20 protein-coding genes, 6 tRNA genes and 1 pseudogene are annotated in these 22,501 nt (G+C 59.8%); 25 read left to right on the plus strand and 2 right to left on the minus strand.

Going from position 1 to position 22,501, the window contains the following annotated elements:
• Window positions 1-174: 174 nt before the first annotated feature.
• The 6 genes from ITX55_RS09110 (at window position 175) to ITX55_RS09135 (ending at window position 773) form a co-directional block, all read left to right on the plus strand.
• Window positions 175-251: transfer RNA gene (locus tag ITX55_RS09110), tRNA-Met, on the plus strand.
• A gap of 16 nt (window positions 252-267) precedes the next feature.
• Window positions 268-352 (plus strand) — tRNA-Leu (locus ITX55_RS09115).
• Between the two features lie 30 nt (window positions 353-382).
• Window positions 383-457, plus strand: a tRNA-Gln gene (locus tag ITX55_RS09120).
• 44 nt (window positions 458-501) lie between these two features.
• Window positions 502-576, plus strand: a tRNA-Gln gene (locus tag ITX55_RS09125).
• Window positions 577-617: 41 nt separating this feature from the next.
• Window positions 618-694 (plus strand) — tRNA-Met (locus ITX55_RS09130).
• A gap of 4 nt (window positions 695-698) precedes the next feature.
• A tRNA-Gln gene (locus ITX55_RS09135) sits at window positions 699-773 on the plus strand.
• A gap of 88 nt (window positions 774-861) precedes the next feature.
• Here the strand turns inward: ITX55_RS09135 and ubiF are convergent.
• On the minus strand, window positions 862-2,043 hold the full coding sequence (gene ubiF / locus ITX55_RS09140; protein ID WP_089191295.1) for a 3-demethoxyubiquinol 3-hydroxylase: 1,182 nt from the start codon (window positions 2,041-2,043) through the stop codon (window positions 862-864).
• A gap of 197 nt (window positions 2,044-2,240) precedes the next feature.
• On the opposite strand from ubiF, the gene miaB reads away from it, so the two are divergent.
• The 12 genes from miaB to ITX55_RS09200 all read left to right on the plus strand — a co-directional run bounded on the left by miaB (window position 2,241) and on the right by ITX55_RS09200 (window position 13,928).
• Entirely contained in the window at window positions 2,241-3,665 is a 1,425-nt protein-coding gene (gene miaB, locus ITX55_RS09145; RefSeq protein WP_033642169.1) for a tRNA (N6-isopentenyl adenosine(37)-C2)-methylthiotransferase MiaB, read from the plus strand.
• Between the two features lie 121 nt (window positions 3,666-3,786).
• Window positions 3,787-4,122 carry a zinc ribbon domain-containing protein YjdM gene (locus ITX55_RS09150; protein WP_004939967.1) on the plus strand — a complete coding sequence of 112 codons (336 nt, stop codon included), beginning with the start codon at window positions 3,787-3,789 and terminating at the stop codon, window positions 4,120-4,122.
• Between the two features lie 258 nt (window positions 4,123-4,380).
• Entirely contained in the window at window positions 4,381-5,412 is a 1,032-nt protein-coding gene (locus ITX55_RS09155) for a PhoH family protein (protein WP_019454071.1), read from the plus strand.
• Window positions 5,409-5,882 carry an rRNA maturation RNase YbeY gene (ybeY, locus tag ITX55_RS09160; RefSeq protein ID WP_004939970.1) on the plus strand — a complete coding sequence of 158 codons (474 nt, stop codon included), beginning with the start codon at window positions 5,409-5,411 and terminating at the stop codon, window positions 5,880-5,882. Before ITX55_RS09155 ends, ybeY begins: the two co-directional genes overlap by 4 nt.
• A gap of 84 nt (window positions 5,883-5,966) precedes the next feature.
• Window positions 5,967-6,845 (plus strand): CNNM family magnesium/cobalt transport protein CorC, encoded by an 879-nt coding sequence (gene corC, locus ITX55_RS09165; RefSeq protein ID WP_004939973.1) that lies wholly within the window; start codon window positions 5,967-5,969, stop codon window positions 6,843-6,845.
• 7 nt (window positions 6,846-6,852) lie between these two features.
• Window positions 6,853-8,382: an apolipoprotein N-acyltransferase gene (lnt, locus tag ITX55_RS09170; RefSeq protein WP_089191293.1), complete on the plus strand. Its 1,530-nt coding sequence runs from the start codon at window positions 6,853-6,855 to the stop codon at window positions 8,380-8,382.
• Window positions 8,383-8,777: 395 nt separating this feature from the next.
• The gene (locus ITX55_RS09175; RefSeq protein ID WP_033642166.1) at window positions 8,778-9,674 is read left to right on the plus strand and encodes an amino acid ABC transporter substrate-binding protein; all 897 of its coding nucleotides are present in this window, start codon (window positions 8,778-8,780) and stop codon (window positions 9,672-9,674) included.
• A 216-nt stretch (window positions 9,675-9,890) separates the two neighbouring features.
• The gene (locus ITX55_RS09180; RefSeq protein WP_004939979.1) at window positions 9,891-10,631 is read left to right on the plus strand and encodes an amino acid ABC transporter permease; all 741 of its coding nucleotides are present in this window, start codon (window positions 9,891-9,893) and stop codon (window positions 10,629-10,631) included.
• Window positions 10,631-11,305, plus strand: coding sequence for a glutamate/aspartate ABC transporter permease GltK (gltK, locus tag ITX55_RS09185; protein WP_015376945.1), 675 nt, complete (start codon window positions 10,631-10,633; stop codon window positions 11,303-11,305). Before ITX55_RS09180 ends, gltK begins: the two co-directional genes overlap by 1 nt.
• Window positions 11,305-12,030 (plus strand): amino acid ABC transporter ATP-binding protein, encoded by a 726-nt coding sequence (locus tag ITX55_RS09190; RefSeq protein WP_004939983.1) that lies wholly within the window; start codon window positions 11,305-11,307, stop codon window positions 12,028-12,030. Before gltK ends, ITX55_RS09190 begins: the two co-directional genes overlap by 1 nt.
• Before the next feature lie 113 nt (window positions 12,031-12,143).
• Entirely contained in the window at window positions 12,144-13,076 is a 933-nt protein-coding gene (rihA, locus tag ITX55_RS09195; RefSeq protein ID WP_046896770.1) for a pyrimidine-specific ribonucleoside hydrolase RihA, read from the plus strand.
• 147 nt (window positions 13,077-13,223) lie between these two features.
• The gene (locus tag ITX55_RS09200; RefSeq protein ID WP_187048694.1) at window positions 13,224-13,928 is read left to right on the plus strand and encodes an FMN-dependent NADH-azoreductase; all 705 of its coding nucleotides are present in this window, start codon (window positions 13,224-13,226) and stop codon (window positions 13,926-13,928) included.
• 40 nt (window positions 13,929-13,968) lie between these two features.
• Here the strand turns inward: ITX55_RS09200 and ITX55_RS09205 are convergent, their stop codons facing one another.
• Window positions 13,969-14,451, minus strand: coding sequence for a zinc ribbon-containing protein (locus ITX55_RS09205; protein ID WP_025301844.1), 483 nt, complete (start codon window positions 14,449-14,451; stop codon window positions 13,969-13,971).
• A gap of 285 nt (window positions 14,452-14,736) precedes the next feature.
• Here ITX55_RS09205 and leuS point away from each other — a divergent pair, with 285 nt between their 5' ends.
• From leuS to mrdA, 7 genes and pseudogenes are all read left to right on the plus strand, one after another.
• Window positions 14,737-17,319 (plus strand): leucine--tRNA ligase, encoded by a 2,583-nt coding sequence (leuS, locus tag ITX55_RS09210; protein WP_108680277.1) that lies wholly within the window; start codon window positions 14,737-14,739, stop codon window positions 17,317-17,319.
• A gap of 14 nt (window positions 17,320-17,333) precedes the next feature.
• Complete coding sequence (gene lptE, locus ITX55_RS09215; RefSeq protein ID WP_033633932.1) at window positions 17,334-17,894, plus strand: LPS assembly lipoprotein LptE; 561 nt, start codon at window positions 17,334-17,336, stop codon at window positions 17,892-17,894.
• A complete protein-coding gene (gene holA / locus ITX55_RS09220; protein ID WP_033651150.1) occupies window positions 17,891-18,925 on the plus strand; it encodes a DNA polymerase III subunit delta in 1,035 nt (344 codons plus the stop codon). The genes lptE and holA overlap by 4 nt, the downstream gene beginning before the upstream one ends.
• Window positions 18,915-19,577 carry a nicotinate-nucleotide adenylyltransferase gene (nadD, locus tag ITX55_RS09225; RefSeq protein WP_015376938.1) on the plus strand — a complete coding sequence of 221 codons (663 nt, stop codon included), beginning with the start codon at window positions 18,915-18,917 and terminating at the stop codon, window positions 19,575-19,577. The genes holA and nadD overlap by 11 nt, the downstream gene beginning before the upstream one ends.
• A 194-nt stretch (window positions 19,578-19,771) precedes the next feature.
• Entirely contained in the window at window positions 19,772-20,089 is a 318-nt protein-coding gene (gene rsfS / locus ITX55_RS09230) for a ribosome silencing factor (protein ID WP_004940001.1), read from the plus strand.
• Window positions 20,090-20,092: 3 nt separating this feature from the next.
• Window positions 20,093-20,563, plus strand: a complete 471-nt coding sequence (rlmH, locus tag ITX55_RS09235) for a 23S rRNA (pseudouridine(1915)-N(3))-methyltransferase RlmH (protein WP_004940002.1) — start codon at window positions 20,093-20,095, stop codon at window positions 20,561-20,563.
• A gap of 38 nt (window positions 20,564-20,601) precedes the next feature.
• Window positions 20,602-22,496, plus strand: a pseudogene (gene mrdA / locus ITX55_RS09240) (peptidoglycan DD-transpeptidase MrdA).
• Window positions 22,497-22,501: the final 5 nt, after the last annotated feature.

The raw sequence follows: 22,501 nt of genomic DNA on the forward strand, positions 1-22,501 counted from the left end.
TGTTGCCTTTTCCGCCCGCCAACTGCCTGAATTGCCGATTTTATCGCCATAATGTTCACAACCCAGACAAACGGCGCTTCCGGGCGCTTTTTCGGGAAAAAACTTGTTGACGCAAATCGGTCATATACGCATAATGCGCCCCGCAACGCCGATGAAGGCAAAGCAAAAAAAGAGGGCTACGTAGCTCAGCTGGTTAGAGCACATCACTCATAATGATGGGGTCACAGGTTCGAATCCCGTCGTAGCCACCATCTCTTTTTTGTATTTGCGGGAGTGGCGAAATTGGTAGACGCACCAGATTTAGGTTCTGGCGCCGCAAGGTGTGCGAGTTCAAGTCTCGCCTCCCGCACCATTTCTCTTCATCGTCGGCGCAGTATGTTGATGGGGTATCGCCAAGCGGTAAGGCACCGGTTTTTGATACCGGCATTCCCTGGTTCGAATCCAGGTACCCCAGCCATATTCTTTCGGGAATGGGGTTTCAACATAAGATTTGTTTGCAGGTGGGGTATCGCCAAGCGGTAAGGCACCGGTTTTTGATACCGGCATTCCCTGGTTCGAATCCAGGTACCCCAGCCATAACAAACTGCTTGCAAATCAAAGAAGTAAAAAGTAACATCGGCTACGTAGCTCAGCTGGTTAGAGCACATCACTCATAATGATGGGGTCACAGGTTCAAATCCCGTCGTAGCCACCATAATTGGGGTGTCGCCAAGCGGTAAGGCTCTGGTTTCTGATACCAGCATACCCAGGTTCGAATCCTGGCACCCCAGCCATATTTAGAAAAGCCCGCTTCGGCGGGCTTTTTGCTGTCTGCCGTTCAGCCAACCTTAAATAGGCCCAGCCACCGCTGAGCCCTGTCGGTTACAATCCCAAGGCGTACTTCAACGCATGCTCTTTCAGCTTGCCCGCCCGCTGCGCGGCCATCAGCGCCAGATTGCGCGCCACGGTCAGCGGCGCCAGGTTATTGCTGAAGGCGGTATAGAACAGATCCATGCCGCTCTGCATCAACAGATTGTCGGTACGGCGGCGGCGTTGATAGCGCAGCAGCACCGCCTCGCCGCTCCAGTCTTCTCCCTGCTCCCGCGCCTCGCTCAGCACGTTCAGCAAGGCATCCACATCGCGATACCCCAGATTGACGCCCTGCCCGGCCAGCGGGTTGATGGTATGCGCCGCATCGCCCAGCAGCGCCAGGCCCGGCAGCACGTAGCGCTGCGCATGACGGCGCGTCAACGGGAACGATCCGGCGGCATGCACCTTGACCGGGCCCAGTCGCGCCGGAAAAGCAGCGGCGATCTCGCGCTCCAGCTGCGCCGGCGGCATCGCCTGCAGTTGGCGAATGCGCTGCGGGCTGTCATACCACACCAGCGACGCCCAGCTGTCGTACAGCGGCAGGAAAGCGCGCGGCCCTGACGGGAAGAAGCGCTGCCAGGTCACATCCTGCTGCGGCGCGCCGGTATCGACGGTGATCAACATGCACGCCTGACGATACTGCCAGCCGTTGGTGCCGATCGCCGCCAGCTTGCGCACCTGCGAGTTGGCGCCGTCGGCGCCGACAACCAGCCGCGCCTGCAGCGTTTCACCGCTGTCCAGCGTCAGTTGCCAGGCCTTGTCCGCCCGCTGCAGCGATTGCAGCCTGGCGGGGCACAGCAGCGTCAAATTGGCGCACTGTGCGAACTGCTGCCACAGCGCCAGCTGCAAAATGCGGTTTTCCACCATAAAGCCCAACTCCGGCAGCCCCAGAGATAGCGCATCGAACGCCACGCGCGACGACGCCCATTCCCAGGTCTCCAGCCGGCGATATGGCGCCGTGCGCATCGCCGTCACGGCGGGCCAGGCGCCGAGCTGTTTCAGCAGCCCCACCGAGGTGCAGCCGATAGCGGAAATGCGCAGGTCCGGCGGGCTTTGCGCCTCGAACGCCTGCGGCGCCTGATGTTCCAGCAACGCCACCGACCAGCCCGCCTGCGCCAGGCCCAGAGCCGCCGCCGCGCCGACCATGCCGCCGCCCACCACCACCGCGTCATACCGATTTTGAGATGTCTTCATATTGGCTATGTTTTCTATGTGAATGCTCGCCATCCCACCCGACATGGCGTTTTGCGCAGTGTACCGGATTTTCGCTTCGGCTTCAGGTTGCATGCCATTTTCCCCCGCGCTGGTCACAACGGCGGCAAATGATTACAATACGCGCCCTGCATGTCGCGTAACGCAACTTTCGCTCCGCACTGAGTAATGGCAAGTCAATGACGAAAAAACTACATATCAAAACCTGGGGCTGCCAGATGAATGAGTACGATTCATCGAAAATGGCCGACCTGTTGAACAGCACGCACGGCTTCGAGTGGACCGACAACGCCGAGGAAGCGGACGTGCTGTTGCTGAACACCTGCTCGATCCGTGAAAAAGCGCAGGAAAAAGTTTTCGCCATGCTGGGGCGCTGGCGCTTGCTGAAAGAGAAGAACCCGTCTGTCATCATCGGCGTCGGCGGTTGCGTGGCCTCGCAAGAAGGCGAACTGATCCGCAGCCGCGCGCCTTGCGTCGACGTGGTATTCGGCCCGCAGACCCTGCACCGCCTGCCGGAAATGATCAACCACGTTCAGGGCACCCGCAGCCCGGTGGTCGATATCAGTTTCCCGGAGATCGAAAAGTTCGACCGCCTGCCGGAGCCGCGCGCCGAAGGCCCGACCGCGTTCGTGTCGATCATGGAAGGCTGCAACAAATACTGCACTTTCTGCGTGGTGCCATACACCCGCGGCGAGGAAGTGAGCCGCCCGAGCGACGACGTGCTGTTCGAAATCGCCCAACTGGCGGCGCAGGGCGTGCGCGAAGTCAACCTGCTCGGCCAAAACGTCAACGCGTACCGCGGCGCCACGCATGACGGCGATATCTGCTCGTTCGCCGAACTTCTGCGCCTGGTGGCCGCCATCGACGGCATCGATCGCATTCGCTTCACCACCAGCCACCCTATCGAGTTCACCGATGACATCATCGCGGTGTACGAAGACACGCCGGAGCTGGTCAGCTTCCTGCACCTGCCGGTGCAGAGCGGTTCGGATCGCATCCTGACCATGATGAAACGCGCCCATACCGCGCTGGAGTATAAGGCGATTATCCGCAAGCTGCGCAAGGCGCGCCCGAACATCCAGCTCAGCTCCGACTTCATCGTCGGTTTCCCGGGCGAGAGCCAGGCCGACTTCGAACAAACCATGAACCTGATCGCCGACGTCAACTTCGACGTCAGCTTCAGCTTCATCTATTCGTCGCGCCCCGGTACGCCGGCGGCGGACATGGTTGACGACGTCAGTGAAGAAGAGAAAAAACAGCGGCTGTATATTCTGCAGGATCGCATCAACCAGCAGGCGCTGCAGTTCAGCCGCCGCATGCTCGGCACCGTCCAGCGCATTCTGGTGGAAGGCACCTCGCGCAGAAGCGTGATGGAGCTGGCCGGGCGCACGGAGTGCAACCGTGTGGTAAACTTCGAAGGCACGCCCGACATGATCGGCCAGTTTGTCGACGTGGAAATTACCGAGGTGCTGACCAACACCCTGCGTGGCGCAGTGGTGCGCACCGAACAGCAGATGGATCTGCGCGTACATGAATCCCCGCAGTCGGTGATCGCCCGTACCCGCAAAGAAAACGCGCTGGGCGTCGGCATTTACCAGCCCTGACGCCGCGGCGGCCCGCCTTATCGCCGCCCGTTCGCGCTACTCCTTACCGTTTCTCCGCCGGGCGTCCGCGCCCGGTGATGTTCTTTTTTTTATTTTTTTATTGTTGAAGAGGCGACATAACATGCAACTCCCACACTGCCCGAAGTGCAACTCCGAATACACCTACCAGGACAATGCCCTGTTCATCTGCCCTGAGTGCGCCCACGAGTGGAGCGACAGCGCCCCGGCGGAAGATCAGGACGCGCTGATCGTCAAAGACGCCAACGGCAACCTGCTGGCGGACGGCGACGCGGTCACCGTGATCAAGGACCTGAAGGTTAAAGGCAGCTCCTCGATGCTGAAGATCGGCACCAAGGTGAAAAACATTCGTCTGGTGGAAGGCGATCACAACATCGACTGCAAAATCGACGGCTTCGGCCCGATGAAACTGAAATCCGAGTTCGTGAAAAAGAACTGATTCTCGGCGGCCTTGTCCTGTGATGACGCGGCGGGCTTTGCGCCCCGCCGCGTTTTTTCCTTATCTTCCCTTGAATTCCGCCGACGGCGCACAGATAGATCAGCGGTAAACTTGCGCCGTTGCGGCGCACCATGAATAATTCAAGAAAGAGAGTATTCAGGCTCGCCCTGAACGCGCGCGTCCCGGACGTGCTATGTGACATCAACCAGGCCCGATGTGACCTAGAGGAATAGTTTGAACGTCGCAACACAAGAAATTATGTTGGAGCCCGCAGACAACCAGCGTTTGCTCAGCCTGTGCGGCCCGTTTGATGACAACATCAAGCAACTCGAGCGCCGATTGGGCATCGAAATCAATCGTCGCGACAACCGCTTCAAGCTGGTCGGCAAAAACCTGTGCGTGGTCGCCGCCGCCGATATCCTGCGCCATCTGTACGTGGATACCGCGCCGATTCGCGGCGTGATCCCGGATATCGATCCGGAGCAAATCCATCTGGCTATCAAAGAGAGCCGGGTGCTGGAACAGGTGGCGGACAGCGTGCCGGATTACGGCAAGGCGGTCACCATCAAAACCAAGCGCGGCATGGTGAAACCGCGCACGCCTAACCAGGCGCAGTACATCGCCAACATTCTCGATCACGACATCACCTTCGGCATCGGCCCGGCCGGTACCGGCAAAACCTACCTGGCGGTCGCCGCCGCGGTGGATGCGCTGGAACGCCAGGAAATTCGCCGCATTCTGCTGACCCGTCCCGCGGTCGAAGCCGGCGAAAAGCTGGGCTTCCTGCCGGGCGATCTGAGCCAGAAGGTCGATCCTTATCTGCGCCCGCTGTACGACGCCCTGTTCGAAATGCTGGGCTTCGAGCGCGTGGAGAAGCTCATTGAGCGCAACGTGATCGAAGTCGCGCCGCTGGCCTATATGCGCGGCCGTACGCTGAACGACGCCTTTATCATTCTGGATGAGAGCCAGAACACCACCATCGAGCAGATGAAGATGTTCCTGACGCGCATCGGTTTCAACTCGAAGGCGGTCATCACCGGCGACGTCACCCAGATCGACCTGCCGCGCAACCAGAAATCCGGCCTGCGCCACGCGGTGGAAGTGCTGTCGGACGTGGAAGAACTGAGCTTCAACTTCTTCCACAGCGAAGACGTGGTGCGCCACCCGGTGGTGGCCCGCGTGGTCATCGCTTATGAGGCCTGGGAAGCGGCCGAACAGAAACGCAAAGACGCAATTGCCGAACAACGTAAGCGCGAGGCGCTCGCCGCCTCCGAGCAGGAGACACCATGAGTCAGGTGATTTTGGATCTGCAGATTGCCTGTGAAAGCAGCGACGGCCTGCCGGATGAAGCCACGTTCCAGCGCTGGCTGGAAGGCGTGCTGCCGCAATTTCAGGAAGAGGCCGAGGTCACCGTACGTCTGGTGGACGAAGCGGAAAGCCACGAGCTGAACCTGACCTATCGCGGCAAAGACAAGCCGACCAACGTGCTCTCTTTCCCGTTCGAAGCCCCGCCGGGCATCGAGCTGCCGCTGCTCGGCGATCTGATCATCTGCCGCCAGGTGGTTGAACAGGAAGCGATTGAGCAAGGCAAGGCGCTGGAGGCCCACTGGGCGCATATGGTTGTCCACGGCAGCCTTCATCTGCTAGGGTATGACCACATCGAAGACGATGAAGCCGAAGAAATGGAGTCTTTGGAAACCGAAATCATGCACGGACTGGGCTACCCTGATCCGTACCTGGCGGAAAAAGACCCCGTCTGACGTCAGCCGTTTACCTTACAGCCCCTAACGGGGCTGTCGCTGACGCCCCTTAACTCTGACATGAGTGACAGTAACGAAAACGCCATGAGCGACGACCATTCACAAAGCAATGACAGCCCCAGTCCCAAGAAGGGGTTCTTTACTCTTATCCTTAACCAGCTGTTCCACGGCGAGCCCAAAAACCGTGGCGATCTGGTCGAGCTGATCCGTGATTCCGAACAAAACGACCTGATCGATCCCGATACCCGCGACATGCTGGAAGGCGTGATGGATATCGCCGAACAGCGCGTGCGCGACATCATGATCCCCCGCTCCCAGATGGTGACGCTCAAGCGCAACCAGACGCTGGAAGAGTGCCTGGACGTGATTATCGACTCCGCCCACTCGCGCTTCCCGGTGATCAGCGAAGACAAAGATCACATCGAAGGCATCCTGATGGCCAAGGATCTGCTGCCGTTCATGCGCGCAGACTCTGAGCCGTTCAGCATCGACAAAGTGCTGCGCACCGCGGTGGTGGTGCCGGAAAGCAAGCGCGTCGACCGGATGTTGAAAGAGTTCCGCTCCCAGCGCTACCACATGGCGATTGTCATTGACGAATTCGGCGGCGTGTCCGGCCTGGTCACCATCGAAGACATTCTGGAACTGATCGTCGGCGAGATCGAAGACGAATACGACGACGAAGACGATCTGGATATCCGCCAGCTCAGCCGCCACATGTACACCGTACGCGCGCTGGCACCGATCGAAGACTTCAACGAAGCCTTCGGCACCCATTTCAGCGACGACGAGGTCGATACCATCGGCGGTTTGGTGATGCAGGCCTTCGGCCATCTGCCTGCGCGCGGGGAAACCATTGAAATCGAAGGTTACCTATTTAAAGTTGCCATGGCAGACAGTCGACGTATCATCCAGGTTCATGTAAAAATTCCGGACGACTCTCCACCACCGAAACTGGAAGATTAAATCCAACATGGCTAAAGCCTCATTACTTGAACGCCAGTGGGTTCGCGCCCTGCTGGCGCTGTTGTCAGGTGCCGGCGGGACGCTGGCGTTCTCGCCCTACGATTTCTGGCCCGCGGCCATCGTCTCCCTGTTCGGCCTGCTGGCCGTTACCCTCAATCGCACCACCAAACAGTCCGCCCTGCTCGGCTTTGTCTGGGGCTTCGGGTTGTTCGGCAGCGGGATCAACTGGGTGTATGTCAGCATCGCCGATTTCGGCGGCATGCCCTTCGCCGTCAACGTCTTCCTGGTGGCGCTGCTCGCTGCTTACCTGTCGCTGTATACCGGGCTGTTCGCCGGGCTGCTGACGCGCTTGTGGCCGGCCACCCGCTGGTGGCGGCTGGCCATCGCCGCGCCGGCGCTGTGGCAGGTCACGGAATTCCTGCGCGGCTGGGTGCTGACCGGCTTCCCATGGCTGCAGTTCGGCTATAGCCAGATCAACGGCCCGCTGAAAGGCATCGCGCCGCTGCTGGGCGTCGACGCCATCACCTTTGTGCTGATGGCCATCGCCGGCCTGCTGGTGTACGCCGTCAATCAGCGCCGCCTCTCGGCGGCGGTGATCGCCGCCGCGCTGCTGTTGTTGCCATGGCCGCTGCGCCAGCTGCAGTGGTTTACTCCGCAGACGGATAAAGCGGTGAATGTCGCCATGGTGCAAGGCAACATCGCTCAATCGATGAAATGGGATCCGAAAGCGCTGGTCAGCACGCTGCAAACCTATCTGGACGAAACCCGTCCCTACATGGGCAAGGCGCCGATCGTTATCTGGCCGGAATCCGCCATCCCGGATTATGAAGCCAATCAGAACGGCTTCCTGACGATGATGGACGACCTGATGCGGGCGAAGAACAGCAGCCTCATCACCGGCATCGTCGACGTGCGCGCCACGCCGCAGGGCCAGCAAATCTACAACAGCGCCATCGTGCTCGGTGAACCGACGCCGTACAGGTACCCGGCCAACGATCGCTACAACAAGCACCACCTGGTGCCGTTCGGCGAGTTCGTGCCGCTGGAGACGCTGCTGCGGCCGCTGGCGCCGTTCTTCGACCTGCCGATGTCCTCCTTCAGCCGCGGCGACTACGTACAACCGCAGCTCAGCGTACGCGGCTACAACCTGACGGCAGCCATTTGCTACGAAATCGTGTTGGGCCAGCAGGTGCGCGATAACTTCCGCCCGGATACCAACTTCCTGCTGACCATCTCCAACGACGCCTGGTTCGGCCACTCCATCGGCCCATGGCAGCACTTCCAGATGGCGCGCATGCGGGCGCTGGAACTGGGCCGGCCGCTGCTGCGCAGCACCAACAACGGCGTCACCGCAGCAGTGGACGCGAACGGCGACGTGATCGCCGAGATCCCGCAGTTCACTCGTCAGGTGCTTGAAGTGAAGGTCACACCGACCACCGGCGTCACGCCTTACGCGCGTTTCGGCGCCGCGCCGCTGTGGGTGATCACACTGTTGCTGGGCGGTTGGGCGCTGATGTTGGGCCTGCGCCGCAAATAGTCCTCTTCGCCGGGGCGCGCCCGCCGCGCCCCGCGTTTCCGTAAACGTTCCCCCACCTCGGTCAGAAAACGTCGTTAAATCAACGCGACTGGCACACTCCTTGCTTTATCTAAGGTGACATCGCACGTCGGTTAACTTTTGCTGACGTTTTGTCGCACCCGTGCACATTTTGGAGGCGCCGAACGCACCATGCAGGTGCATCGGGGTTTGGTTGCATTGATTTGGTGCGCGCGGCGTCTCAAAAAATGAAACATTTTAGTTTCAAGATATTCACAATCGGTTATTTTTTAACGGCTATCCGTTCTAAGACTATCTTTATAACCTGAGCAATAAATAGTCGATTTAAACCTGACGCTCTTTAGTCAGAGCCACCACAACAGCAAAGGAGTTGGACCATGCAAATGCGTAAATTGGCGTTATCGTTACTGCTGCTCGGTATGGCAGGTAGCGTGGCGCACGCGGAAGACCTGACCGGTACGCTGAAGAAAATCAAAGACAACGGCGTTATCGTTGTCGGCCACCGCGAATCGTCTGTGCCCTTTTCCTACTACGACAACCAGCAAAAAGTTGTGGGCTACTCTCAGGACTACTCCAACCAAATCGTTGAAGCCGTTAAGAAAAAGCTGAATGCACCGAATCTGCAGGTGAAAATGCTGCCGATTACCTCGCAGAACCGCATCCCGCTGCTGCAAAACGGCACCTATGACTTCGAATGCGGCTCTACCACCAATAACGTAGAGCGCCAGAAACAGGCCGCCTTCTCCGACACCATCTTTGTGGTCGGCACCCGCCTGCTGGTGAAGAAAGGCTCCGACATCAAAGACTTTAAAGACCTGGCCGGCAAACCGGTGGTGGTCACCTCCGGCACCACGTCCGAAGTGTTGCTGAACAAACTGAACGACAGCGACAAAATGAACATGCGCATCATCAGCGCCAAAGACCACGGCGACTCCTTCCGCACCCTGGAAAGCGGCCGCGCGGTGGCCTTCATGATGGATGACGCCCTGCTGGCGGGCGAGCGCGCCAAAGCCAAGAAGCCGGATCAATGGGAAATCATCGGCACGCCGCAGTCGAAAGAAGCCTACGGTTGCATGCTGCGTAAAGACGATCCTGAGTTCAAGAAACTGGTCGATGACACTATCGCCCAGGCGCAAACCTCCGGTGAAGCGGCCAAGTGGTTTGATAAATGGTTCAAGCAGCCTATCCCACCGAAAAACCTCAACATGAACTTCGAGCTGTCGGACGACATGAAGCAACTGTTCAAAGCGCCTAACGACAAAGCGTTGAACTGACTCAATAGAATAAAGCCGGGGCGGCCGCCAAGCCAAACCGGCCCAGTTGATGACTGGGACAGACAGGAATGAGGGGGGCCGTTCCCCTCCCTCATTTTCCCCAAGGCGCGTCACCGATCTCCGCACACAACAAGCCAGCCCGACTGGCCGCGCGGCGATCGGCGCCTATCAAGTCATCACTTTTCGGCGCCCTGCGCCCGTTTATCGGAGTTTGTTATGTCAATAGATTGGAACTGGGGTATCTTCCTGCAGCAGGCCCCGTTTGGGAACACCACTTACCTCGGCTGGATCTGGTCCGGCTTTCAGGTCACGGTGGCCCTCTCCGTCTGTGCATGGATTATCGCTTTCTTCGTCGGTTCGCTGTTCGGTATCTTGCGTACCGTGCCCAACCGCTTTCTTTCCACTCTCGGCACCTGTTACGTCGAACTGTTCCGCAACGTGCCGCTGATCGTGCAATTCTTTACCTGGTATCTGGTGATCCCCGAGCTGCTGCCGGCCAATATCGGCACCTGGTTCAAGACCGAGCTGGATCCCAACGTGCAGTTCTTCGTCTCTTCCATGCTCTGTCTGGGGCTGTTTACCGCCGCCCGCGTTTGCGAGCAAGTGCGCGCCGCCATTCAATCCCTGCCCCGCGGCCAGAAAGCCGCCGGGTTGGCGATGGGCCTGACGCTGCCGCAAACCTACCGCTACGTGCTGTTGCCAAACGCCTACCGGGTTATCGTGCCGCCGATGACCTCGGAGATGCTCAACCTGGTCAAAAACTCCGCCATCGCCTCCACCATCGGCTTGGTGGACATGGCCGCACAGGCCGGCAAGCTGTTGGATTACTCCGCACACGCCTATGAATCCTTTACCGCCATTACGCTGGCTTATATCGGCATCAACGCCGTGATCATGCTGTTTATGCGTCTGGTCGAAAAGAAAGTGCAGTTGCCTGGCAACCTGGGGAGTAAATAATGTACGAATTTGACTGGGCGTCGATCGTCCCAAGCTTCCCTTATCTGCTGCAGGGCATGGCGATCACGCTGAAGATCACCGTGACCGCCATCGTGGTCGGCATTCTGTGGGGCACCGTGCTGGCGGTGATGCGTCTGTCGCCGTTCAAGCCCATCAGCTGGTTCGCCACCCTGTATGTCAACCTGTTCCGCTCGGTGCCGCTGGTGATGGTGCTGCTGTGGTTCTATCTGGTGGTTCCAAGCTTATTACAACAGGTTCTAGGCCTGTCGCCGAAAACCGATATTCGCCTGATCTCGGCTATGGTAGCCTTTTCCCTGTTTGAAGCGGCCTATTACTCGGAAATCATCCGCGCCGGTATCATCAGCATCTCGCGCGGCCAATCCTCCGCCGCGTTGGCGCTGGGCATGACGCATTGGCAATCCATGCGGCTGGTGATCCTGCCGCAGGCGTTCCGCGCCATGGTGCCACTGCTGCTGACCCAGGGCATCGTCCTGTTCCAGGATACCTCGCTGGTTTACGTACTGAGCCTGGCCGACTTCTTCCGCACCGCATCGACCATCGGCGAACGCGACGGCACCCAGGTTGAAATGATCCTGTTCGCCGGCTTTGTCTATTTTGTTATCAGCCTCGCCGCCTCGGCGCTGGTAAGCTATTTGAAGAAAAGGACTGTTTGATGATATCCCTGAAAAATGTTTCCAAGTGGTACGGTCACTTTCAAGTGTTGACCGATTGCACCACCGAAGTGAAAAAAGGCGAAGTGGTCGTCGTCTGCGGTCCTTCAGGTTCCGGCAAGTCCACCCTGATCAAAACCGTCAACGGCCTGGAGCCGATCCAGCAGGGAAGCATCCTGGTGAACGGCACGCCCGTCAACGACAAGAAAACCAACCTGGCGCAGCTGCGCGCCAAGGTCGGCATGGTGTTCCAACACTTTGAACTGTTCCCGCACCTGTCCATTATCGACAACCTGACGCTGGCGCAGGTAAAAGTGCTCAAGCGCGACAAGACCGCCTCACGCGAGAAGGGCCTGAAGCTGCTGGAACGCGTCGGCCTGTCCGCCCATGCCAACAAGTTCCCCGGTCAGCTCTCCGGCGGCCAGCAACAGCGCGTCGCCATCGCCCGCGCGCTGTGCATGGATCCGATCGCCATGCTGTTCGACGAACCGACCTCGGCGCTCGATCCGGAAATGATCAACGAAGTGCTGGACGTGATGGTCGAGCTGGCGAACGAAGGCATGACCATGATGGTGGTGACCCACGAAATGGGCTTCGCCCGCAAGGTGGCGAACCGCGTGATCTTTATGGACGAAGGCAAAATCGTCGAAGACCGCAACAAAGACGATTTCTTCAACAACCCCGAGTCCGATCGCGCCAAGGACTTCCTCGCCAAGATCCTGCATTAAGTTCTCGCTATGCGCCCCGCCAGGGGCGCATCTTTTCTCCCGGCACGAAAAGCGCTTGTATCTCCTCGTTTTTGATCCGATGCTCGCCGGATAACAAACAGAGGAGAAAGAACATGCCCCGCCCTATTATCATCGATTGCGATCCCGGCCTCGACGACGCCATCGCGCTGGCTATGGCGCTGCGCTCGCCGGAGCTGGACGTCAAAGCCATCACCACCTCCGCCGGCAACCAGACGCCGGAGAAAACCCTGCATAACGCGCTGGGTCTGCTGACCCTGATGCAGCGCGAGGACATCCCTGTCGCCGCCGGCGCCGCTCGCCCGCTGATGCGCGAGCTGGTGATCGCCGACTATGTCCACGGCAAAACCGGCATGGGCAACACCCACCTGCCGACGCCGACCCTCAAACCCGATCCCCGCGGCGCCGTCGAGCTGATCGCCGACCTGCTGCGCGCCAGCCCGCAGCCAATCACCCTGGTGGTGACCGGCCCGATGACCAACATCGCCCTGCTGTTGGCCCAGCACGCCGAGCTGAAAAGCCGTATCGAGCGCATCGTATTTATGGGCGGCGGCATGAATGCCGGCAATACCACGCCGGTGGCGGAATTCAATATCTTCGTCGATCCCGAAGCCGCCGAGATGGTGTTGAAATCCGGCGTGCCGCTGACCATGGCCGGGCTGAACGTCACCCACCAGGCGCTGGTGCTGCCGCAGGATATCGAGCGCATTCGTCAGATAGCCAATCCGGTCGCGCAGGCGGTGGCGGAGATGCTCGATTTTTACCTGCCGCTGTATCTCAGCCACCCGCGCGGCCTGCCTGGCGCGGCGATGCACGATCCCTGCACCATCGCCTGGCTGCTGGCGCCGCAGCTGTTTACCGGCGTTGAACGCTGGGTCGGTGTGGAAACCAAAGGGGAGTACACCGTCGGCATGACGGTGGTGGACTATTTCCAGCAAACCGGCAACGCGGCCAACGTGGAAGTGCTGACCGGCATCGATCGCGCAGGCTTTATCGATCTGCTGGCCGAGCGCGTCGCGCGTTATTGATCCTCTCGGGGCACGCTCGCGCCCTCATTCAACTTTTTTGATTTAACTCAGCGAATTTTTGCGCTATCACTGTTGATGGCTTGCCTCTACCATGCGTTTACACCGATTGACATCGTTACCGATTACACTTCGCCTGGAGATAAGCCAATGAGCCGCGTACTGGTCCTGAAATCAAGTATTCTGGGTGAATATTCCCAGTCTGGAAAATTAGTCGATTTTTTTGTTGAACAATGGCGTGAAGCTCACCCAGAAGACACCTTCACCGTGCGCGACTTGGCCAACCCAACGCTGCCGGAGCTGGATGGCGAAGTGATGGCCGGCTTTACCGCCGGCGACAAGCCGTTGACGCCGCATCAGCAAAGCACCCTGGCGCTGTCCGATGAGCTGATTGCCGAGCTGAAGTCGCACGACACGCTGATCATCAGCGCCCCGATGTACAACTTCAACATCCCGACGCAGCTGAAGATCTACTTCGATCTGATCGCCCGCGCCGGTCAGACGTTCCGCTACACCTCCGCCGGCGCCGAAGGGCTGGTGACGGGCAAGAAAGCGATCGTCATCTCCAGCCGCGGCGGCATCCACGCCGACACGCCGACGGATCTGATCACCCCGTACGTGAAGCTGTTCCTGGGCTTTATCGGCATCACCGACGTTGAATTCGTGCTGGCGGAAGGCTTCGCCTACGGCCCGGAAGCGGCGGAGAAAGCCGCCCAGGACAGCCGCATCGCGGTCGCGCAGAAAATCCCGGCCGGCGTCGCCGTCCCGGCCAGCGTACCGGCGCCGGCAAACGTCGCCCAAGAAGCCGTCAGCGGCGGTTTCCTGAGCAACCTGCTGAAGAAACTGTTCCGTTAACGGTAAACGTCAGCGTTCCCCGCCGCGGCGGGGGACGTCATCAGGGTTCAAATGGCCGACGCTGGAACTGGTCGTGACCGCATTTCGGGCAGAGCGGCAGCACTTCCGGCGTGTAAAACGCCAGGTGGTAGTGACACTGCTCGCAGACCAGATTGCCCAGCCCCACCACTTCACCGCTGTGATACACACCGTGGTGGCTGACATCCTTGAACACCTCGCGCCACTCCAACTGGGTTTTATCGGTGATATCCGCCAGTTCCTGCCACAGGCTCTCCTTAATCACCCGCATAAACACGCTGTCGGTAAACTCGTCCCGGCTTTCCTGATAGCTGCGGGCGAACTCTTCCAGATCGCGCCGCACCGCCTGCGTCACCTGCCGCACCTCGTCGCGCGTCAGATCTTCGGCCTCGTTCAACCGCCGCTCCGCGCTCGCCACCAGTTCGTCGATATCGCGTTCGCCGTTTTTCAGACGTTCGGTCAGCGATGCCACCAATTCGCGGTAATACTGAGCAACCTTGTTCATAGACTCTCCTCGATAAACGCTGCGCCGGACTTGGCCATGGGGATACCCTTAAGCTACTTGTTCTTATTTTAGCCGTAAATGACTGATGTCACTTGGCAAGACGCGGGATCCGCAGGTTGTGAGCCGCGTCATGGCGGCGTTTTTTTTAAATGCGCCGAGTCAGGCGCTTGGAGTTGTTGCCGGGAGGTCTTATCAGCTATGCTATGCGGATCTACGAATACTAAATGTTCATTGCGTTGCCTCTGACCGGGGCAACGGTTTACACCTACAGGACCACCGGCCGCCATGCAAGAGCAATACCGTCCAGAAGACATAGAATCGAACGTACAGCTTCACTGGCAAGAGAAGCAGACTTTCAAAGTTACCGAAGACGACAGCAAAGAAAAGTACTACTGCCTATCCATGCTGCCTTACCCGTCCGGCCGACTGCACATGGGCCACGTTCGTAACTACACTATCGGCGACGTGATCTCGCGCTATCAGCGCATGCTGGGCAAAAACGTACTGCAGCCGATCGGCTGGGATGCGTTCGGCCTGCCGGCGGAAGGCGCGGCGGTGAAAAACAACACCGCGCCGGCCCCGTGGACCTACGACAACATCGAATACATGAAGAACCAGCTGAAACTGCTGGGCTTCGGCTACGACTGGGATCGCGAAATCGCCACCTGCCAGCCGGAATACTATCGCTGGGAACAGTGGTTCTTCACCAAGCTGTATGAAAAAGGTCTGGTCTACAAGAAGACCTCGGCGGTGAACTGGTGCCCGCACGATCTGACCGTGCTGGCCAACGAACAGGTTATTGACGGCTGCTGCTGGCGCTGCGACACCAAGGTCGAGCGTAAAGAGATCCCGCAGTGGTTCATCAAAATCACCGCCTACGCCGATCAGCTGCTGAACGATCTGGACACGCTGGAAAGCTGGCCGGAGCAGGTGAAAACCATGCAGCGCAACTGGATTGGCCGTTCCGAAGGCGTGGAAATCACCTTCGACGTGGCTGGCAGCGAAGAGAAGCTGACGGTTTATACCACCCGCCCCGACACCTTCATGGGCGCCACCTACGTGGCGGTCGCCGCGGGCCACCCGCTGGCGCAACAGGGCGCGCACAACAACTCGGCGCTGACCGACTTCATCGACGAATGCCGCAACACCAAAGTGGCCGAAGCCGAAATGGCGACGATGGAGAAGAAAGGCATGCCGACCGGCCTGTTCGTTGTCCATCCGCTGAGCGGCGAGAAGCTGCCGGTGTGGGTCGCCAACTTCGTGCTGATGGAATACGGCACCGGCGCCGTGATGGCAGTACCGGCGCACGACCAGCGCGACTGGGAATTCGCCACCAAATATGATTTGCCGATCAAACCGGTGATCCTGAACCTCGACGGCAGCCAGCCTGACGTGAGCGCCGAAGCGATGACTGACAAAGGCGCGCTGTTCAACTCCGGCGAGTTCGACGGCCTGGACAATGAAGCGGGCTTCAACGCCATCGCCGACAAACTGGTCGCCAAAGGCGTCGGCCAGCGCAAGGTCAATTACCGTCTGCGCGACTGGGGCGTTTCACGTCAGCGTTACTGGGGCGCGCCAATCCCGATGGTGACCCTGGAAGACGGCACCGTGATGCCGACGCCGGAAGACCAACTGCCGGTGATCCTGCCGGAAGACGTGGTCATGGACGGCATCACCAGCCCGATCAAGGCCGACCCTGAGTGGGCGAAGACCACCGTCAACGGCCAGCCGGCGCTGCGCGAAACCGACACCTTCGACACCTTTATGGAGTCCTCCTGGTACTACGCGCGCTACACCTGCCCGCAGTATGACCAGGGCATGCTGGATCCGGCCGCCGCCAACTACTGGCTGCCGGTCGATCAATATATCGGCGGCATCGAGCACGCCATCATGCACCTGATGTACTTCCGCTTCTTCCACAAGCTGATGCGCGATGCGGGCCTGGTGGATTCCGATGAGCCGGCCAAGCGCCTGCTGTGTCAGGGCATGGTGCTGGCCGACGCCTTCTACTACACCGGCAACAGCGGCGAGCGCGTCTGGGTATCCCCGGTTGACGCCACCGTCGAGCGCGACGACAAAGGCCGCATCATCAAGGCCACCGATCCGCAAGGCCGTGAACTGGTCTATGCTGGCATGAGCAAAATGTCGAAGTCGAAGAACAACGGCATCGACCCGCAGGAGATGGTGGAAAAATACGGCGCGGACACCGTGCGTCTGTTCATGATGTTCGCTTCACCGGCAGAAATGACGCTGGAGTGGCAGGAATCCGGCGTGGAAGGGGCTAACCGCTTCCTGAAGCGCGTATGGAAACTGGCCTACGATCACGTGGAAAAAGGCGCGGTGCAGCCGCTGGACGTGGCGTCGCTGAACGAAGAGCAGAAAGCGCTGCGCCGCGATCTGCACAAAACCATCGCCAAAGTGACCGACGATATCGGCCGCCGCCAGACCTTCAACACCGCGATCGCCGCCGTGATGGAGCTGATGAACAAACTGGCCCGCGCGCCACAGGAGAGCGAGCAGGATCGCGCGCTGCTGCAGGAAGCGCTGCTGGCCGTCGTTCGCATGCTGTATCCGTTCACCCCGCACGTGTGCTTCGCCCTGTGGCAGGCGCTGGGCGGCGAAGGCGACGTGGACACCGCGCCATGGCCGGTTACCGACGAGCAGGCGATGGTCGAAGACTCCAAGCTGGTGGTGGTGCAGGTGAACGGCAAGGTTCGCGCTAAAATCACCGTATCTGCCGATGCGACCGAAGAGCAAGTGCGCGCGCGCGCTGCCGAAGAGCATCTGGTGGCTAAATATCTGGACGGCGTCACGATTCGCAAAGTGATCTATGTTCCGGGCAAACTGCTTAACCTGGTTGTGGGTTAACACAAGGAGGAGTTGTGCGACAACGTATTCTGACGCTGTTGCTGGGGTTGGCGGTGCTGGTCACCGCCGGCTGCGGTTTTCACCTGCGTGGCACCACGCAGGTGCCTAATGAAATGAAAACGCTGATCCTGGACAGTTCGGATCCTTACGGGCCATTGACGCGCGCGGTGCGTGAGCAACTGCGTTTGAACGCCGTGACCATCGTCAGCGATCCGAAGCGTAAAGACGTGCCTTCTCTGCGCATCGTCGGCGCGACGGAAAGCCAGGATACCGCCTCGATCTTCCAGGACGGTAAAACCGCCGAGTATCAGCTGGTGCTGACCGTGCAGGCCCAGGTGCTGATCCCGGGGCACGACCTGTATCCGCTGTCGGTGAAAGTGTTCCGTTCGTTCTTCGACAACCCGCTGACCGCGCTGGCCAAAGACTCCGAGCAGGAGATCATTCGCCAGGAAATGCGTGAGCAGGCGGCGCAACAGCTGGTGCGCAAACTGCTGACCGTGCACGCGGCGGAAGAAGAAAACCGGCAAAAAGCCGCTGCCGTCGGCGAACGAGCGGCAAGCCAAACCGCACAATGATCCGCATTTATCCGGAACAACTTGCCGCGCAGCTCCGAGAGGGGCTGCGCGCTTGTTATTTATTGAGCGGCAATGAACCGCTGCTGCTGCAGGAAAGCCAGGATCTGCTCCGGCAGGCCGCGCAACAGCAGCAGTTCAGCGAGCACTACAGCATTTCCCTCGACGCCCATACCGACTGGGACGCCATCTTCGGCATCTGCCAGGCGATGAGCCTGTTCGCCAGCCGCCAGACGCTGCTGCTGATTTTCCCGGAAAACGGCCCAACGGCGCCGATCGGCGAACAGCTGACCAAGCTCGCCACCCTGTTGCACGAGGATATTCTGCTGATCCTGCGCGGCCCGCGCCTCACCAAAGCGCAGGAAAACAGCGCCTGGTTCAAGGCGCTCAGCCCGCACGGCGCCCTCGTCAGTTGCCAGACGCCGGAGCAGGCACAGCTGCCGCGCTGGGTCGCCACGCGCGCCAAGGCGATGAAGCTGGAGTTGGACGACGCGGCCAATCAGCTGTTGTGCTACTGCTACGAAGGCAACCTGCTGGCGCTGTCGCAGGCGCTGGAGCGGCTGTCGCTGCTGCACCCGGACGGCAAGCTCACCCTGCCGCGCGTCGAGCAGGCGGTGAACGACGCCGCCCACTTCACGCCGTTCCACTGGCTGGACGCCTTGCTGGCCGGCAAGAGCAAGCGCGCCTGGCATATTTTACAGCAGCTGCAGCAAGAGGACGTCGAGCCGGTGATCCTGTTGCGCACCCTGCAGCGCGAACTGCTGCTGTTGCTGACGCTGCAGCGCCGCATGGCGTCCGCGCCGCTGCGCACGCTGTTCGATCAGCACAAGGTCTGGCAGAACCGCCGCCCGCTGGTCACTCAGGCGCTGCAACGCCTGTCCGGCGCCCAGCTGCAGCAAGCGGTACAGCTGCTGACGCAAATCGAGCTGACCCTCAAGCAGGACTATGGCCAGTCGGTCTGGCCGGAACTGGAAACCCTGTCGATGCTGCTGTGCGGCAAACCCCTGGCCACGAGTTTTACCGATGCCCACTAATCCGGAACACCCCACCGTATTGCACGCACTGTTTGGCGGCACCTTTGATCCGATCCACTACGGCCATCTGCGGCCGGTAGAGGCGCTGGCCGCCGAAGTGGGCCTGAATCGCGTTACGCTGCTGCCTAACCACGTGCCGCCGCACCGCCCGCAGCCCGAGGCCAACGCACAGCAGCGCTTGAAGATGGTCGAGCTGGCGATCGCCGGCAATCCGCTGTTCGCGGTCGACGATCGCGAACTGCATCGCACCACCCCCTCCTACACCATCGAGACGTTGGAAACGATTCGTAAAGAGCGTGGCGCCGCCCAGCCGCTGGCGTTTATTATTGGCCAGGACTCGCTGCTGACGCTGCATAAATGGCATCGCTGGCAGGCGCTGTTGGACGTCTGCCATCTGCTGGTGTTGGCGCGCCCGGGCTATAACGATCGCATGGACACGCCGGAACTGCAGCAGTGGCTGGAACGTCATCGCACCGCCGACCCGGCGCTGCTCAGCCGCCGCCCGCACGGCCATATCTATCTGGCCGATACGCCGGAGCTGGAAATTTCCGCCACCGAGATCCGCCAGCGCCGCCATCAGGGCCTCAACTGCGACGATCTGCTGCCGCGCCCGGTGCAGCGCTATATCGAGTTGCAGGGTTTATATCGCTAGCGAAAGGTGCGTGATATACTGCGCCGCTATTTTTCAGGTATCCGCTGAAAACCCCGGAAACCTTAGCTGGCCGGGCAGTCACCAGTTAGCTGGCTTTCAGCGGCAGCCTGCCGAAACCTTTATCCGGTTACGCCGCGGCGCGCGCATTTTGCCCGCCGCAGCCGACTGAACAGAACACACCCGAGGGGGAACCTTTGCAAGGTAAAGCGCTCCAAGATTTCGTCATCGATAAAATCGATGACCTTAAAGGCCAAGACATTGTCGCTCTGGACGTACAGGGCAAATCCAGCATCACCGATTGCATGATCATCTGCACCGGCACGTCGACTCGCCACGTGATGTCGATCGCCAGCCACGTGGTGCAGGAATCCCGCGCCGCGGGCATGGAGCTGTTTGGCATGAAAGGCCAGGAAGCCTCCGACTGGATCGTGGTCGATCTGGGCGAAGTGATCGTGCACGTGATGCAGGAAGAAAGCCGTCGCCTGTACGAGCTGGAAAAACTCTGGAGCTAAGCGGTGAAACTGCAATTGGTGGCGGTCGGCACCAAAATGCCAGACTGGGTGCAAACCGGCTTTATGGATTACCTGCACCGCTTTCCCAAAGATATGCCGTTTGAGCTGACCGAGATCCCGGCCGGCAAACGCGGCAAAAACGCCGACATCAAACGCATTCTGGACAAGGAAGGCGAACAAATGCTGGCGGCGGTGGGCAAAGGCAACCGCATCGTTACGCTGGATATCCCAGGCACGCCGTGGGAAACGCCGCAGCTGGCGCAGCAGCTTGAGCGCTGGAAGCAGGATGGCCGCAACGTCAGCTTGCTGATCGGCGGCCCGGAAGGGCTGGCGCCCGCCTGCAAAGCCGCTGCCGAGCAGAGTTGGTCGCTTTCTCCGTTGACACTGCCGCATCCTTTGGTGCGCGTCCTGGTGGCCGAAAGCCTCTACCGCGCCTGGAGTATTACTACAAATCATCCTTACCACCGGGAATAGCCGGTGGTGACCGTGACAGAGTGAAATAAAGCAGCGGGATGAAAATAGAACGTAACCCTTTTCGCGACTATACGGCTGAATCCGCCCTGTTTGTACGCCGCGCCCTGGTGGCGTTCTTGGTCATCCTGGTGCTGTCCGGCATCCTGATCGCCAACCTGTATAATCTGCAAGTGGTCCGCGTCGAGGATTACCGCACCCGCTCCAACGAAAACCGCATCAAGCTGGTGCCCATCGCGCCCAGCCGCGGCATTATCTACGATCGCAACGGCACTCCGCTGGCGCTCAACCGCACCATTTATCAGCTGGAACTGATGCCGGAAAAGGTCGACGATCTCAAAGCCACGCTGCAGGCGCTGCGCCCGGTGGTCGACTTGACCGATGACGACATCACCAATTTCGAAAAAGAGCGCAAGCGCTCGCGCCGTTTCGTCTCCATTCCGGTGAAAACCGCGCTGACCGAGGTGCAAGTCGCCCGTTTTGCGGTCAATCAGTTCCGCTTCCCGGGTGTGGAAGTGAAAGGCTACCAGCGCCGCTACTACCCCTACGGCTCCGCCCTCACCCACGTCACCGGCTACGTGTCCAAGATCAACGATCGCGACGTCGAGCGGCTGGACAAAGACGGCAAACTGGCCAACTACGCCGCCACCCACGATATCGGCAAGCTGGGCATCGAACGCTATTACGAAGACACGCTGCACGGCAAAACCGGCTATGAAGAGGTCGAGGTCAACAACCGCGGCCGGGTGATCCGCCAATTGCACGAACAGCCGCCTTCCGCCGGTCAGGACGTCTACCTGACGCTCGATCTTAACCTGCAGCGCTATATCGAACAGCTGTTGGTCGGCAGCCGCGCCGCGGTGGTGGTGAGCGATCCGCGCACCGGCGCCATCCTGGCGATGGTCTCCAACCCGAGCTACGATCCGAACCTGTTCGTCGACGGCATTTCCAGCAAGGACTATCAGGGGTTGCTGAACGATCCGAATCGCCCGCTGATCAACCGCGCCACCCAGGGGGTCTACCCGCCCGCCTCGACGGTGAAGCCTTATATCGCGGTGTCGGCGCTGAGCGCCGGGGTGATCACCAAAACACCGTGGTGTTCGATCCCGGCTGGTGGCAATTGCCCGGCTCGGAAAAACGCTTTCGCGACTGGAAGAAATGGGGCCACGGCCGCCTGAACGTCACCAAGGCGCTGGAAGAGTCCGCAGATACCTATTTCTACCAGGTCGCTTATGACATGGGGATCGATCGGCTGTCGACCTGGCTGACCAAATTCGGTTACGGCCAGTACACCGGCATCGATCTGTCCGAAGAGCGCTCCGGCCTGATGCCGACGCGCGAATGGAAGCAGAAACGCTATAAAAAACCGTGGTATCAGGGCGACACCATTCCGGTAGGCATCGGCCAGGGTTACTGGACCGCGACGCCGATCCAGATGGCCAAGGCGCTGAACACCCTGATCAACGACGGCACCGTCAAAACGCCGCACCTGCTGCAGAGCACCCGCATCAACGGCGCGCTGGTGCCGTTCAAACAGGAAGAAAACACGCAGATCGGCGATATTCACTCCGGCTTCTGGGAAATTGCCAAAGACGGCATGTACGGTGTGGCCAACCGTCCGAACGGGACGGCGCGCAAATACTTTGCGGACGCACCTTATAAAGCCGCGGCGAAATCGGGTACCGCACAGGTATTCGGCTATGAAACCTACAACGCCCACAAACTGGCGGAGCACCTGCGCGATCACAAACTGATGACCGCCTTCGCACCGTTCAACAACCCGACGGTGTCGGTCGCCATCATTCTGGAAAACGGCGGCTCCGGTCCGGCGGTGGGGACCATCACCCGCCAGATCCTCGACCACATTCTGCTGGGCGACAACAATACGCAATTGCCAAGCGAAGCCCCGCTGCCGCCTGGCGTAGAAGGTGACTAAGGTAG

The organism is Serratia sp. EWG9 (genome assembly GCF_019913725.1).
Classification (GTDB): domain Bacteria; phylum Pseudomonadota; class Gammaproteobacteria; order Enterobacterales; family Enterobacteriaceae; genus Serratia; species Serratia ureilytica.